The following is a 14426-nucleotide window of genomic DNA, read 5'->3' on the forward strand; positions in this document are numbered from 1 at the left end:
AGTGTTTTTTACAAAAAAGTTGAATTATTTTGCTTTTTTTCTGAAATACGCTTTAAAGCAGCATTTACCCACTCGTTTTTATGCTGTGCTATCGTCTTATAGCCAATCTTATCACGGTAATCTGTCCAGAAATGCTTATGTAAAATAGGTCTCCCTAGCTTCTCTGGTTTCAAAGCTCGCATTGATAAGCTAATTTTTTGATTATATTCATCAATTCCCATTACAATTACATCGACTTTATCACCAACTTTATACTTATCGTTTAAATCAGCCACGAATCCATGTTTCAATTCTGAAATATGAATTAGGCCTTGATGCTCACCGTCAAACTTAACAAAGACTCCATATGATTGAACACCTGAGATCACTCCAGTGATTTTATCTCCTATCCTCATTAACTTTCCTCCCTCTTTAAAATGTAAATGTGTAACAATGTATCTATAGATTATATAACAGAAAATGGTGACTAAGATTATGAATGATAAAATTTATGACATTTCAATTATCGGTGGTGGTCCTGCCGGTATGTTTGCAGCTTACTTTGCCCGACTACGCAACCTGAAAGTTTCTTTAATAGAAAGTTTACCAAAACTAGGTGGTCAGCCGGAAACACTCTATGCTCAAAAACATATCTATGATGTGGCCGCTCTACCTAAGATATCCGGTACCGACCTTATTAAGCAATTAACTGAACAACTTAATCTGATGAACTGTGATCAGTATCTCAAAACTTCTGTTTCTTCTATAGTAAGAAAAGATAATCTTTGGGAATTAACAACTAATCATGAAACCATCTATACTAAGGCGGTTATTATCGCTATTGGAAATGGTGCCTTTCAACCGCGTAGATTAACCTTTGACTATGATCCTACTCTAGAAAGTGATCAGCTCAATTACTTTGTCAACAACTTAGATGACTTTGCTGGTAAAGATGTTCTGGTTGCAGGTGGCGGTGATTCCGCCGTTGATTGGTCAATTGATCTCAGTCACGTAGCCCATCATACATCCTTAATACATAGAAGGAATAATTATCGAGCTATGGAATCAAGTGTTGAAAAATTAAATCGATCTCAAGTTGAGCAACTTAATCCTTATATTATCAAAGGTGTGAACTTTAATAAAAGTAACTCGCGTAAAATCGATGTTACTTTAAAAATGATTAAATCTGATGAAACTAAAGTCGTTACTGCCGACAAGTTATTAGTTAACTATGGTTTCGTTTCAGATTCCAAGATCCTAAATGATTGGAATGTTGAACTTCAAGGGCCTTTCATCAAGGTATCTCAAGAAATGGAGACTAATTTGCCCAACGTTTTTGCGATTGGCGATATTGTAACTTACCCTGGAAAATTACAATTAATTGCAACTGCCTTTGCTGAAGGACCTATCGCAGTTACTAAAGCCCTACGTAATCTATATCCTGATAAAGATTTCTTCCAACACAGCACTTCTCTTTTCGAGAAATAATTCTTAATTTCCATTAATTTTAAAGTTATTTTAAGTTATGCTGGTATAATGAAGTTTAATTTGAATTTTGGAGTTGATTGATTGAGTTACGTAATGGGTCTAGTCGATTTCATTTTGCATATTGATCATCATATGGTCAATATTGTAAATAATTTCGGCATTTGGACATATCTAATACTGTTCCTGATCATCTTTATTGAAACTGGAGTTGTTATTCTACCATTTCTACCTGGAGATTCTTTGATCTTTGCTGCTATGGCTTTAGCCGCTAATCCTAAATATGGATTGATATCGTGGTTAATGTTTTTGATTTTCTTAGCTGCAGCGGTCTTAGGAGATTCAATGAACTATGAAATTGGTGAGCACTTCGGTGAGTATGCAACGAGGAATAAATACCTTGGCAAACTCATTAATAAAGATCATCTGGATGAAGCACATACTTTCTTTGAAAAACATGGTGGTAAAACTATCGCCATTGGTCGTTTCATTCCATTGATCAGAACTTTCGTACCATTTGTTGCTGGTAGTGGAACCATGCATTATGGAACCTTCCTTAAATTCAACTTTATCGGAGCTTTCCTCTGGGTACTTGTTTGTTCAGCTGCTGGACATTTGTTTGGTAACATCCCCGCAGTACAAGAACATTTTTCAATGATCATCATTGGTATCGTTATTGTTTCATTGGTTCCAATTTTAATCACTGCCCTTAAAAACAGAAAAAAGAAAAAAGCTTAGGAAATTATTCCTAGGCTTTTTTTAGTCGAGCTTTCCAAAAATTTAGACCTTCAAATAGAATGAAGAAAAGAATGAAACATTGCGTAAAGAAATCTTCCGGTAAAATATTGATCACAGGATCTTTAGCTGGATCAAAGAGCCAATCGCTGTTTCTAAAGAGTACTTCATGGAAGATAACAAAAAATTCATCAAAATTTATCATCATCATAGCTGCAATGATAATTCCACCAATACCAATCCAAAGAAAAGTCCGATTAAATCGTGCTCTGAGTTTATGGAATTTAGCAACCAGTGCTCCCGAAACGATGAAAATACCAAAGTTTAATAAAAAGAGCTTTTTACAATCTTGAAAATGAAGTCTTCCTGCTGCCGATGAGCCGAAGTCACTTAAATGAAAATGCCAATTAAAGGGATTAATCAAATAATCCATCATTTGAGCATAGTTTTTCATAATCGTGCCATACTTCATATTAACAATTTGTTCTAGATAGTAATATTTAATATCAACTGCAAACAAAACATAACTAGCAAAGATAGTTACCGTAATAGCCGTGGTTAGCAGAAAAAATGCTAATGCAATTGTATAAAATAAATCCTTTTGAGCGTTAGACATCCCACTTATCCAAACTTTCCACTTCATGGGTTGGTTTGATAGGTGCTTTTTTGATGTCATCATGAGTTGAGACTCCGGTATAAACCATTAGTGTATCAACGTCAGCATTGATTCCAGCCTTAATGTCAGTATTGTAATTATCACCAACCATTACTGCTGACTTAGGATCAAATCCTTTAACCTTAGCTGCAAAATCGATAATGTCACGTTCTGGCTTTCCAATATAATGGGCTTTTTGCTGAGTTGATGTTTCAACTAATGAAATAACTGATCCCGCACCAGGAACTAATCCTCGTTCATTAGGTAAATTAGTATCTGCGTTAGTTCCAATGAAGAAAGCTCCACGTTTAATAGCTAATGTTGCCAACTCAAACTTGTGATATGTAACATCATAATCTAAGCCGACAATAACAACATCAGGATCTACTTCATTCAACTTAATTCCCGTACCAAAAACAGCACTTTTCAGACCGTACTCACCAATAACATAAGCTGAATGATTTTCAATTTCATCATCAAACATATTTTGGATATAAGCTGCCGTAGCTAATGATGGTGTGATAATTTGTTCCACTTTAGCAGTGATCTGGTGATTATTTACCAAATTGTCTGCTACCTGCTGTGGTGTCTTAGTTGTATTATTAGTCAAAAAATAATAGTTAATGTCAGCTTGATTTAAATTATCAATAAATACCTTAGCTTCAGGTATCTTATCTTTTCCACGATACATAGTTCCGTCTAAATCAATTAAATATGTTTGATACTTCATTTATTATTTTCACCTATTTTTCTAATTTTAAAAGTCTTCTTAGCTGGGGCTGTCGTTGTTGTTGGGGTCTTCTTTTTATTATTGACCCGACGCTTAGAAACTTTAGCCTTTCGCTTCTGATTAGTATGATTCTTATTTGGTTTAACGTTTTGTTTAGAGTTTGGTTTGTTGCCCTGCTTTGTTTCAGATTTAACATTAGCTTTCACGCCCGCTTTGGCGTGATTATTGGTCCGCGTTCTAAACTTATGATTTGATTTTTGCTGCTTAGGTTTATGACTATTGTTCTTCAACGGAGCTTTTTTAACTTTTTCCAAAACGAAATAAGCGCAGCCAAAATTACAGTATTCAATCAAATAATCCTCCAAATGAGAAATTCGATTATCTAACGTACTTTCTTTGCGTTCATCTTCATAAAAGCCCTTGAATCTTAATTGGTCATAACCCCAATCACCAACAATATAATCATACTTATCTAAAACATTGTTGTAGCGTTCTTCTATTCTTTCTTCACTAAAACCGCTGTCATGATTCTCTACTACTCTGTATTGAGTTTTGTCGATAGTAATTAAGTGATCAGCTAATACGATCACATCGACTAATTTTGTATTAGTATCCTCAACTTCTTGCAAGTAATCACCTCAAATTGGATATTTTTTACTTAAGTAATCACCGAATACACTTCTCAAAAATTTTGGATACATAATTTCGTTATCCCCCACAATTTCTATTGATGGGAAATATGGTACGAACAAATAATGATCCAATAAAGCCAAAGTATACTCTTGATTCTTATCTAATTCTTTACCGTTAATATAGACATTACGTTTGTTATCAATTGTAATACCACGATAAACTAGTTCGCCAAATATCTTACCACGAAATCCCATACCTTTTTGCATATGATTACGTAAAAATAAACGATTCTTTTCCATTTCCATTACTAGACGCCAAACATTATCACCAGTCATAGTTGTCTTCATCACATGAATTGCATGTGGCAAAATATCATGCAAGTTCTTTTCAGTAATAATTCCCTTAGGTAAATCATCCAAAAACAAGCCTGAACTTAACACAGCCACATCAGTTTGAGCAAATTCTTGAGTTGCCGTTAAGGCCTCTTGCATAATGGAATTATCGGCAGCATAGTCGCTACTCAAGCTCTCGGGTAATTTGGCAACTTTCTGTTGATCTAATAAAGTTTCACCCTTTTCAAATTGTCCTTCGATCCAAGCTTCATCATTAGATAAAACCTTCAATGAATCAGTCCTAGTTGTAAAGGCTGACTTAGTAGTAACTTGGTGATTATTTAATTCCAAATTAATTATTCCAATATGTTGACCATATTTACCAGCAGCAGCTAGCAAGACTCCATTATCCATCTCACCTTTAGGAAACAAATGGTGTGTATGAGCACCAATGATTAAATCAATTTCAGGATGTTCTTTTGCAATCAAACGGTCCATCGAAACTCCCAGATGTGAGAGTAGAATAATAACATCACAATTTTTAACTAGTTCCAATGACTTAGGTAGCATTTCCTGCACTAACTTAATGTCCCAATCCAACAATGGATACGTCAAAATATATGGTGCTGTTAAACCAATGACGCCAATCGTGGTTCCTTGTTTAGTCGTCATCACCTTCGAAGGTTGAGCAAAGTGAGCCAGTTCACCATTTTTTTCAAAAACATTATTCAAAACAACTGGGAAGTTGGCATGATCATATAAATGTTCCAATTCTTCATGACTATTGCCCAAAACCTCATTATTTCCAATCGTAGCAGCATCATAATGTAATGGATTCATCCACTCAATATTTGCTTGACCATCAGTTGCTTCACTCAGCGGATGAGCCCGGTCCATGGCATCCCCTAAATCAAACAGATAAAAATCGTCAGCCGGAGTATTTTGACGTGATTGCTTGATAAAACGTTCAACTCGGGGAAAATTTTCGAAATGAGAGTGCAGATCATTCGTATGAACTATTTGAATTTTTTCCATGATATCCTACTTTCCTTGTTGTCTGGCCATCTGTTCTGCTAAATCTTGTTTCTTCTTATCATACATCTCAATAATCTCTTCACCACGTAATGGAGAACCCCAGGGCAGATTTTCTGATAAGTAATCTCGTTCTGGAGCATCGACCCCGACGTTGATATTTTCAGCAATTGGTACCGCATAATGATGAATATGACCATGCAAATTGATAATCTTATCAACTTTACCTAATAGCATTGGATAATGTGTACAGTAAAACTGGTGGTGATCAAATTTTAATAACGCTCCGACATCTTCAAATTCAAATCTTGGCTTGCCATCAGCCATTGTTTCATTATGTTTATCCAAATATTTAAAAAGTGAACGATAATCATGGTTTCCTTTAATAAGGGTCATATGACCGTTCAATTGTTTCAACATGGCATAAGTTTCTTCATCAGTTGGTGTATCCTGAGGACGCATTGAAATATCACCTAAATGATAAACGCGGTCATTCTCGTCAACTCGAGCGTTCCAAGCGTTAATCATGGCCTGATTCATTTCATCGACATTACCAAAATGTCGTGGTGCAAAATTGTTTGGTTGTAATAATTGATAATGATAAAAATGTGTATCGGCTATAAAGTAATTCACAATTTAATCTTCCTTTGCAATTATTCGGTTAGCTTTAAGAATGTCGTTAAATGCATCAAGAATCTTACCTTCTGGTTTTTGATATTCAACCCATTCTGTTAATTCCATTGGGGGAACTGTATAATTTTGATTGACGTAGTCCTCGTAGATACCCACGGCTGAAGAATGTGGAATATTGAGTTTTAGAATTCTGACCTCTTTGATCATTCCTAATTCGGCAGCCTTCTCGGCCCTACCATTCATAACGATATTGGCAAGTTCATAATACTTGGTGTCATCATTACGAGTAATTTGCTCGATCATATCTAATGTTTGCTTTTCGTTGTCGTTATCCATTGTTAATACCTCACGTTTCACTACTTATTTTAGTATATAATATCTAAAAAGTTAGGGAGTTAATTATGATTTCAAAAAGTTTCAATCTTTTCAAAATATCACTAGCTTTACTACTTTTCTTTTTCGCCAGCGGTTTTACCGTTATCGGACATCGTGGTGATCCTATCAACGCACCTGAAGAAACCTTTGAAAGTTTCAACAAGGCTTTTTCTGAGGGTGCCGATTATGTAGAACTTGATCTCCACGTTTCTAAAGACAATGTCTTAGTCGTTTCCCATGATCGAGATTTACAACGGGTTACTGGCACATCAGAAATTGTTTCTGAACACAACTTTTCTGATATTGCGACACTTCATCAGAAAAATGGTGAATCTATGCATAGTTTGAACCAAGTCTTCGAACATTACAAAAATAATCCCAAGGCCAAGTTCCTTATCGAGACTAAAAAGACTAAAAAGGGTAATCCTCAAAATATGGAAGCCTTATTGAAGCAGGTTATCGATGAATACGGAATGCAAGATCGAGTCATGTTTCATTCCTTCTCAACCAAGAGTTTGGAGAACGAGTCTGAGCTGATGCCTACCATCCCTCGAATCTTTATTGCCGGGACCACCAAAAGAATCAATTTTGATATCTTACAATATGTTACTGGGGTAAACCTCTCATCTAACATTGTGACACCCCAAATCATCGATACAATGCACTTCATGGGTAAAAGTGTTTATGTTTGGGACGAAATGAACGAGAGTCCCAAAAAATGGAATACTTTGATCAATATGCCGATTGATGGTGTGGTTACTAACTATCCCGCAACTGGTAATGAATATCGTCAGTTAAAGGACCAAGCTAAAAGTGAAGCCTTAAATCAAAATGTTTATTATATGAGCTCCCAAGCGGAACCAATCTATGAAAATCCTTACCGCTTAATCAAGACCAATAAGGTCGTTGAACCATTGGCTGGTTACCATATAACCAACATTATTAAGTTTGATGGTGAAAAATACGTTCAATTGGGTGAAAATGAATTTGCCAATGCTACCGGTTTTAATTCCGAATATGCTTTACGTGATTTACGCCAATACTTTGGTGCCAAAGCTATCTTTAGAAATCAACAACCAAACAACTTCCTATACGGTGAACCCAATGATCCTAATACAGTAATCAATCGTTTAGAACCTAATCAACCGGAACAAATCATTACGATTGAAAAAATCGGAACACAAACTTGGTTAAAATTAAAAGACGGTTGGATCAATGCACACAATGTTTTGATTCAGTTAAATCCCGATAATTATCTAGGCAACGAATCTGAAAAGAGTTATTATGATTTGCCACAGGGTCAACGAATCAAGAATATCGATTTATTGCAGAACCTTTCATTAACTAGACCCAGCACTGATCAGTCACTTGAAAATACTGATTTAATCAAAAATTTCAACAATATTTATGTGGATTTCTCATTTAATCATGACAACGATTCCATAAATAAAATTTAGCTAGATTAGCCTTTAAGGTCAACCTTTGGTAAAATATAAAAAACTTCATCTGGAGGTCAAAGATATATGTCTATAGATTGGGAGAAGGAAGTTTCGCATCGTTCAGACGAACTGATCAACGATCTTTCCGAATTAGTAAGTATTGATAGTTCTAGAGATACAGAACACAAGACTAGCGATTTTCCACTAGGTCCAGGACCAGCAAAAGCATTACAAACCTTCTTACACTTTGCAAGCCGTGATGGTTTTGTAACTAAGAACGTTGATAATCTTGCCGGAAGAATTGAATTGGGCGATAACGACGATGCCATCGCTATCTTATCTCACGTGGATGTTGTCCCTGAAGGTCCGGGTTGGGACACTAACCCCTTTGAACCCGTAATCAAAGATGGTAACTTCTATGCTCGTGGCGCCGCTGATGACAAAGGACCTGGATTGGCTGCTTATTATGCTATGAAGATCATCAAAGAACTAAACTTACCAACCAGCAAAAATGTTCAACTTATCTTAGGAACCGATGAAGAGAGTGAATGGGTCGGTATCAATCATTACATGGAAAAAGAAACAATGCCAGAAACAGGTTTTTCACCTGATGCTGAATTTCCGGCAATCAATGGTGAAAAAGGAATCGTTTCCTTCAGAGTTAACTTCCCTGTACCAAGCATTGGCTTAGTTAAAAATTTTGCTGCTGGAATCAGACCTAATATGGTTCCACAAAATGCCGAAGCTAAACTTGATCTAAATATTGCCAAATTAGAGGATCTTAAAGCTAAGTTAACTGACTTTTTAGCTGCTAATCCTGAAATTAAGGGTGAGATTAATGCTGAGGATACTACTGTCACTGTTAAGATTATCGGTAAGGGTGCTCATGCTATGGAACCAGAACATGGTATCAATGCTGCTACTTATTTAGCCAAGTTCCTGTTAACCTTAGATTTAAATGACAGTGAATCAGTCTACTTCTCATTTATTGCTAATAACTTACATCTTGATTTTGCTGGTGTAAACCTAGGTATTGCCAATCATGATGATGTTATGGGTGATTTATCAGTTTCACCTAATATCTACGAATACGATGCAACTCAAGCTAATATTTTGTTAAATATCCGTTATCCTAAGGGTGATACTGGTGATACATTAACAAATAAAATCAACTTAGCTCTTCCTACTGACGTTTCAGCCGTTATCGAAGGACACAATCAATTGCCACACTTTGTTGCTGCTGATGATCCTTTGGTTCAAGCACTAGTTGGTGCTTACCGTGATCACACCGATGACCAAACAGAACCATTTACAGTCGGCGGTGGTACTTATGGACGTATCCTTAAACATGGTGTTGCTTATGGAGCTATGTTCCCTGGTGATGAAAATGTTATGCATCAACCTAATGAATATATTAATATTGATAAATTATTAAAGTCGACTGCAATCTACGCCGACGCTATCTACCGCTTGATTAAGTAATGAATTTAAAAGTTCTGTAGAAGTTCTTTTCTACGGAACTTTTTTTGTTTTTACACTTCTAAATCGATTTTATTATATAATTACGGTATGTAACTTTTTAAGGGAGCTTATTTAAAAGTGAAAAATTTATGGAATAGCATAGTCAACAGCTTCAAAAGTATCAAGAGCTGGTCTGATTTTGCTAACAAAGCTAATCTAACGATTGAGGTTATTCGAAGAATTATTCTGTACACTATTGCAGGATTAATGGTTCTTTTGAGTTTAGCAATCGGGCTTGGAATGGGATATGTTTCTGCTTTAACTAGTCAAGTAGACGTTCCCACCAAGCATGAAATGAAGACCCAACTCCAAGACGTCAATAACTCAGCAACGTTATATTTTGCTGATGGCACTAAAGTTGAAAATCTCCAAAAAGATCTCGAGGGTAAAAAACTATCTCTCAATGAGATGTCACCATACTTGAAGAAAGCTATCGTCTCAACCGAAGATAGTGATTTCTATCGTCACAAGGGAGTATTGCCCAAATCAATCTTTCGAGCAGTCATTTCTGACGTTACCGGAATTGGTGCTCAAACTGGTGGTTCAACTTTAACGCAACAAACAGTTAAAATGCAGCTACTATCTTCTGAAACTACTTGGAAACGTAAAGCCGTGGAAATTTTCCTAGCTATGCGAGTTGATAAGTATTTTACTAAGGATGAGATTCTGGAAGATTACTTAAATGCGGCTACTTTTGGTGCTAACAATAAGGGCCAAAACACTCAAGGTGTTCAAGCTGCGGCTAAGGGATTGTTCGGTAAAAATGCTAGTGATTTGAATTTAGCTGAATCGGCCTTTATTGCTGGTTTGCCTCAAAGTCCTTCCGTTTATACACCTTATACAAAAGTCGTCTCCAGCAACAACACTACTCAACGTGGTACTTTCAAGGACGACATGAGCTTAGGTATGAAACGTAAAGATATCGTCTTGTATCGAATGTATCGTGATAAAAAAATTACTGAGCAGGAATACAACGATGCTAAAGCATTCGATTTAAAGAGCGATTTCTTAAAACCAGCTAAGGCTAGTCCTAAGGAAATTAAATATGGTTATATTTACAACTTATTAACTGAACAATCTAGAACGATCTTAATCAAACGTTTAGTTAAAAATGATGGTATTAAGTATAGTGCCGTCAAGAAGGATAAGAACCTTTACGAAAAATACTATACTCAAGCCGATACCGAATTACATAATAAAAATTACAAAATTCACAGTACAATTGATAAGAATTTATATGTTGCTATGAATCAACAAGCACAGCAATTCAAGGGTAATTTGGGAACTGTTCATTCTGATGACGCCACCGATCCTAATACCGGTAAAGCTATCAAAGTGTCAGAGCCTGTTCAAAATGGTTCAGTCTTACTTGATAACAAATCTGGTCAAGTCCTAGCTTTCGTCGGTGGAGTTAACTTTAAGAAGTCCCAACTAAATCATGCCTTCGATACCCAAAGATCCCCTGGTTCATCGATTAAACCATTGATCACCTTTGCACCGGCAATTGAGAATGGTTTGATTGGTTCACAATCCATGCTAGCTGACTTTAAGGCTAAGTTTGGTAGCTACTCACCAACTGATTATGGTGAAACGATTCAAAACCGTTTTGTCTCAGCTCGTGAAACATTGGAAGAATCATATAATATTCCTTCAGTTAACCTTTATAATTACATCATGCAACATGGTGTCAGTTCCAAAAAGTACATGTCGAAGATGGGTATTAATTTAACTGATAAGGAATACAGACAATTAGGTATCACCTTAGGTGGTACCGCAACTGGTGTGACTGTACTTCAACAAGCCAGTGCCTTTTCAACCTTTGCTAATAAAGGTGTTCACGTTGATCCTTACGTTGTTACTGACATACAAGATCCTTCGGGAAAGACACTTTATAAACACAAAGGTTCTAAGAAACGTGTCTTTACTAAACAAACTTCTTACATCATTAAGAACATGCTTCATGGTGTTGTAACTAAGGGTACCGCTTCAGCCTTATCATACGAATCTAACTTCAGTACCAAAAACCTCTTTGGTAAAACTGGTACTTCTAATGACTACCGTGATAATTGGTTCATCGGTAGTACTGATGGTATGACTTTAGCTTCTTGGATCGGTTACGATAACTTCTATGGCAATAACTACAACCTTGAAAGTAATTCAACCGATATTAACCAAGAACTTTGGGCCAACATGGCTAACTCTTTATATGCTGAAGATAAGAGCGTCTTTAACGTCAATAAGTCCTTCAGTAAACCTGCTGGTGTCAGATCTTACAAAGTTGATAAAGAAACCGGTACTTATACTGGTTCAATTGGTTACAATGGTATTTCAACTAAGGTCAACCAACATACTGCCAAATCACTTTACTATAATGGTAGTCCAAGTAATATGTCCTATGATGGTTTCGCTATTGGTGGTAAAGCCAAGAATTATAAACTATTCTGGGATAATTACTTTGGTAAAGATAATGGCTATATGGTCGTTAAACAATTAGGCGAAAATACTAAGAGTGCCAATGAACTAGCTAATGAAAATGGTAGTGGTCGGACAACTGGATTTAGTAATAGCACTAATAGTAATGAATCATCTGAAGTTGTTACTAACAGTGCTTCATCTACTGCAGGAACTAACCGAAATACTACAAATTCAACGACTTCTAATGGTACCTCCGAAACCGGTACTGGCTCAGGTTCAGGAGCTGGAGCTGGTTCAGGTACTGGTTCCGAAACTGGAACTTCATCCGAAAGTAATAACAGTGCTTCTACTGGTGATACTATTTCAAGTAATACTGAAACTACTGAAACACCTAGTATCAGTGAATAAACTGAGGTCGGAACAAATTTGTTCCGACCTTTTTTATGTTTAGTTTCAAACTTATGATAAAATGAAAGCGTTACTTTTGATTTAAGGAGACAACTATGTATTTCAGTCCAAGATTTTTACAAAATTCTTTATACATCGTAGCTGCAATTTTGATCATCTTTATGGTCGTCGTTATTGCCTACAAAATGCACCATAACATTAAGCTTTGGGACAAATCATTGACCTTAGCCGTCATCGTATTGATCAATACTTTATATTCAATTCTGGGTGGTTTTATCAACCTACCATATGAACTCAGTTCAATAATAACTGGTGGTCTATCCTTAGTTGCTTTTGGATATATTGTCGTTATCATTTGGGAATTGCATAAACAACGTAAATCAATTAATAACAAATAACTTTCTTTTTGGGGGAAAAGCAAATGGTTCCAGGAAACTTTGAATTAGCTAGAAATGCTATCACATCAATGGTCGCAGTTTTATTGATCGTGGTATATATCATTTATATGATTTCTAAATTTTCACACAGTGATACACAGAAGGTCTGGACAATGGATACGATCACTTTAACTATTATCGCTATCTACTGTATCTACACTACTTTGATGAACTTCGTCAAATTACCAGCCAACCTAGCCTATATCAATACAATTGTCACTATGATCGTCATGTTAGTGGTCATTGTCTTCATAATTAGTTCGATCGTCAAAAGAATTAGAAATAAGTAATCAAAAATCCTTCAACTCACAGAATATGTGCAGTTGAGGGATTTTTTTACCATTTATATTGAACTGGATTCTTAATATATTTATTGTAAACATCACGGACAATATCCATCTGTTTAGCCGTAAAAACTGGTAGATCAGCGGCCGCAACGTTTCTGGTGATCTGTTCAGGTTTAGATGCTCCTGGAATAACTGTGCTGACAGCATCAGACATCAAGATATATCGTAAGGCCATAGGAGCTAATTTATCAGCTGTTCCCAAGCGTTCTTTCAATTCTTCAGCTGCTTTAACACCCGTAGCGTAATCAACTCCAGAGAAGGTCTCACCGGCATCAAACTCTTCACCATGACGATTGGTTGTCCGATGATCATTTTTACCAAAAGTTGTTTTCAGGGTATATTTACCACTCAATAAACCACTAGCTAATGGAACTCGAGCAATAATTCCAACATCCTTTTCTTGAGCCATTTTAAAGAAATTATCAGCTGGACGTAAACGGAACATATTATAGATGATCTCGACTGAAGAAATATCGTAATCCAAAGCTTTCATAGCTTCTTCAACTTTTTCAACACTAACACCGTAGTTCTTAATCTTACCTTCTTTTTTCAATTGATCCATCGTAAAGAAAACTTCGGGTTCGTAATAAACTTGCGTAGGTGGACAGTGAAGCAACACATTATCTAAAGCATCAACATCAAGATTAGTTAAACAGTCTTCGACAAAGCCTCTGATATTTTTAGCATTATAGCCACTAGCAACATGAGGGTCCAAACGACGACCAACTTTTGTTGAAACAAAAACCTTATCCTCTTTACCCTTGATGAATTTAGCTAAAGCACGTTGACTAGCACCATCTTGATAAACGTCCGCTGTATCAAAGAAATTGACCCCAGCATCATAGGCCGCTTCAAGTGTTTCTTGAGCATCCTTTTCACTGAAAGGATCCCCCCACTTAGAACCCAATTGCCAAGTACCCAATGATACTTCACTGGCATTAAAATTAGTTTTACCGAATCTACGATATTTCATCTTAGTCCCTACTTTCTTAGTTATACAAATTTTATTATGATATTTAATTATTCAATCGTCAATTGATTGCCTATTCGATTTATTTTTAAGTTTTTACTTAAGTTCGGTTAGAGCAAGAGTTATAACTTCCCGTCTTCCATAAAAATCGGAAATAAGGTGGAACGCCATGGGCATCGTTTCGAACCAACTCAAGTTCGGAGTTGTTTTGAAATCGAGCCTTCTACTAGGCCAGCAAAGAACGGAGGCTGACCAAGTAGAAATTTCACGGCTGACCTTATTTCCGATTTTTATTCCAGA

15 protein-coding genes are annotated in these 14426 nt (G+C 36.1%); 7 read left to right on the forward strand and 8 right to left on the reverse strand.

The window, feature by feature from the left end:
* Positions 1-8 precede the first annotated feature (8 nt).
* Entirely contained in the window at positions 9-395 is a 387-nt protein-coding gene (locus IV57_RS12200; RefSeq protein ID WP_057881798.1) for a CvfD/Ygs/GSP13 family RNA-binding post-transcriptional regulator, read from the reverse strand.
* Between the two features lie 79 nt (positions 396-474).
* On the opposite strand from IV57_RS12200, the gene IV57_RS12205 reads away from it, so the two are divergent.
* Together IV57_RS12205 and IV57_RS12210 are read left to right on the forward strand one after the other, a co-directional pair.
* Positions 475-1467 (forward strand): NAD(P)/FAD-dependent oxidoreductase, encoded by a 993-nt coding sequence (locus IV57_RS12205; protein ID WP_057881799.1) that lies wholly within the window; start codon positions 475-477, stop codon positions 1465-1467.
* Positions 1468-1560: 93 nt separating this feature from the next.
* On the forward strand, positions 1561-2202 hold the full coding sequence (locus IV57_RS12210) for a VTT domain-containing protein (protein WP_057881812.1): 642 nt from the start codon (positions 1561-1563) through the stop codon (positions 2200-2202).
* Between the two features lie 10 nt (positions 2203-2212).
* Here IV57_RS12210 and IV57_RS12215 read toward each other — a convergent pair whose 3' ends face one another.
* From IV57_RS12215 to IV57_RS12240, 6 genes are read right to left on the reverse strand one after another with little or no spacing between them, the layout of a single operon-like run.
* On the reverse strand, positions 2213-2815 hold the full coding sequence (locus IV57_RS12215; protein ID WP_057881800.1) for a TIGR01906 family membrane protein: 603 nt from the start codon (positions 2813-2815) through the stop codon (positions 2213-2215).
* Positions 2808-3584 carry a TIGR01457 family HAD-type hydrolase gene (locus IV57_RS12220; protein ID WP_057881801.1) on the reverse strand — a complete coding sequence of 259 codons (777 nt, stop codon included), beginning with the start codon at positions 3582-3584 and terminating at the stop codon, positions 2808-2810. Before IV57_RS12220 ends, IV57_RS12215 begins: the two co-directional genes overlap by 8 nt.
* Positions 3581-4213, reverse strand: coding sequence for a YutD family protein (locus tag IV57_RS12225; RefSeq protein ID WP_057881802.1), 633 nt, complete (start codon positions 4211-4213; stop codon positions 3581-3583). The genes IV57_RS12220 and IV57_RS12225 overlap by 4 nt, the downstream gene beginning before the upstream one ends.
* Positions 4214-4222: 9 nt before the next feature.
* Positions 4223-5584 carry a bifunctional metallophosphatase/5'-nucleotidase gene (locus tag IV57_RS12230; protein ID WP_057881803.1) on the reverse strand — a complete coding sequence of 454 codons (1362 nt, stop codon included), beginning with the start codon at positions 5582-5584 and terminating at the stop codon, positions 4223-4225.
* A gap of 6 nt (positions 5585-5590) precedes the next feature.
* Positions 5591-6214: a metallophosphoesterase family protein gene (locus IV57_RS12235; protein WP_057881804.1), complete on the reverse strand. Its 624-nt coding sequence runs from the start codon at positions 6212-6214 to the stop codon at positions 5591-5593.
* Between the two features lie 3 nt (positions 6215-6217).
* Complete coding sequence (locus IV57_RS12240; protein ID WP_057881805.1) at positions 6218-6550, reverse strand: hypothetical protein; 333 nt, start codon at positions 6548-6550, stop codon at positions 6218-6220.
* Positions 6551-6615: 65 nt separating this feature from the next.
* Between IV57_RS12240 and IV57_RS12245 the strand changes: the two genes are divergently transcribed.
* From IV57_RS12245 to IV57_RS12265, 5 genes are all read left to right on the forward strand, one after another.
* On the forward strand, positions 6616-8046 hold the full coding sequence (locus tag IV57_RS12245; protein ID WP_057881806.1) for a glycerophosphodiester phosphodiesterase: 1431 nt from the start codon (positions 6616-6618) through the stop codon (positions 8044-8046).
* Positions 8047-8112: 66 nt separating this feature from the next.
* Positions 8113-9510 (forward strand): dipeptidase PepV, encoded by a 1398-nt coding sequence (gene pepV / locus IV57_RS12250; RefSeq protein WP_057881807.1) that lies wholly within the window; start codon positions 8113-8115, stop codon positions 9508-9510.
* A gap of 117 nt (positions 9511-9627) precedes the next feature.
* Positions 9628-12372 carry a transglycosylase domain-containing protein gene (locus tag IV57_RS12255; protein WP_057881808.1) on the forward strand — a complete coding sequence of 915 codons (2745 nt, stop codon included), beginning with the start codon at positions 9628-9630 and terminating at the stop codon, positions 12370-12372.
* 95 nt (positions 12373-12467) lie between these two features.
* Positions 12468-12770 carry a hypothetical protein gene (locus IV57_RS12260; RefSeq protein ID WP_057881809.1) on the forward strand — a complete coding sequence of 101 codons (303 nt, stop codon included), beginning with the start codon at positions 12468-12470 and terminating at the stop codon, positions 12768-12770.
* A gap of 23 nt (positions 12771-12793) precedes the next feature.
* Positions 12794-13099, forward strand: a complete 306-nt coding sequence (locus tag IV57_RS12265; RefSeq protein ID WP_057881810.1) for a hypothetical protein — start codon at positions 12794-12796, stop codon at positions 13097-13099.
* Between the two features lie 46 nt (positions 13100-13145).
* On the opposite strand, the gene IV57_RS12270 is transcribed toward IV57_RS12265, so the two are convergent.
* Positions 13146-14129 (reverse strand): aldo/keto reductase, encoded by a 984-nt coding sequence (locus tag IV57_RS12270; RefSeq protein ID WP_057881811.1) that lies wholly within the window; start codon positions 14127-14129, stop codon positions 13146-13148.
* Positions 14130-14426: the final 297 nt, after the last annotated feature.

This window comes from Companilactobacillus kimchiensis (assembly GCF_001438805.1).
Classification (GTDB): Bacteria; Bacillota; Bacilli; order Lactobacillales; family Lactobacillaceae; genus Companilactobacillus; species Companilactobacillus kimchiensis.

Excerpts from the sequence above, each read along its gene's own strand:
- IV57_RS12245 (WP_057881806.1), top strand. The coding sequence starts at position 6,616 with ATGATTTCAAAAAGTTTCAATCTTTTCAAAATATCACTAGCTTTACTA.
- IV57_RS12230 (WP_057881803.1), bottom strand. The coding sequence starts at position 5,584 with ATGGAAAAAATTCAAATAGTTCATACGAATGATCTGCACTCTCATTTC.
- IV57_RS12240 (WP_057881805.1), bottom strand. The coding sequence starts at position 6,550 with ATGGATAACGACAACGAAAAGCAAACATTAGATATGATCGAGCAAATT.
- pepV (WP_057881807.1), top strand. The coding sequence starts at position 8,113 with ATGTCTATAGATTGGGAGAAGGAAGTTTCGCATCGTTCAGACGAACTG.
- IV57_RS12260 (WP_057881809.1), top strand. The coding sequence starts at position 12,468 with ATGTATTTCAGTCCAAGATTTTTACAAAATTCTTTATACATCGTAGCT.
- IV57_RS12265 (WP_057881810.1), top strand. The coding sequence starts at position 12,794 with ATGGTTCCAGGAAACTTTGAATTAGCTAGAAATGCTATCACATCAATG.
- IV57_RS12270 (WP_057881811.1), bottom strand. The coding sequence starts at position 14,129 with ATGAAATATCGTAGATTCGGTAAAACTAATTTTAATGCCAGTGAAGTA.
- IV57_RS12215 (WP_057881800.1), bottom strand. The coding sequence starts at position 2,815 with ATGTCTAACGCTCAAAAGGATTTATTTTATACAATTGCATTAGCATTT.
- IV57_RS12200 (WP_057881798.1), bottom strand. The coding sequence starts at position 395 with ATGAGGATAGGAGATAAAATCACTGGAGTGATCTCAGGTGTTCAATCA.
- IV57_RS12210 (WP_057881812.1), top strand. The coding sequence starts at position 1,561 with ATGGGTCTAGTCGATTTCATTTTGCATATTGATCATCATATGGTCAAT.
- IV57_RS12220 (WP_057881801.1), bottom strand. The coding sequence starts at position 3,584 with ATGAAGTATCAAACATATTTAATTGATTTAGACGGAACTATGTATCGT.
- IV57_RS12205 (WP_057881799.1), top strand. The coding sequence starts at position 475 with ATGAATGATAAAATTTATGACATTTCAATTATCGGTGGTGGTCCTGCC.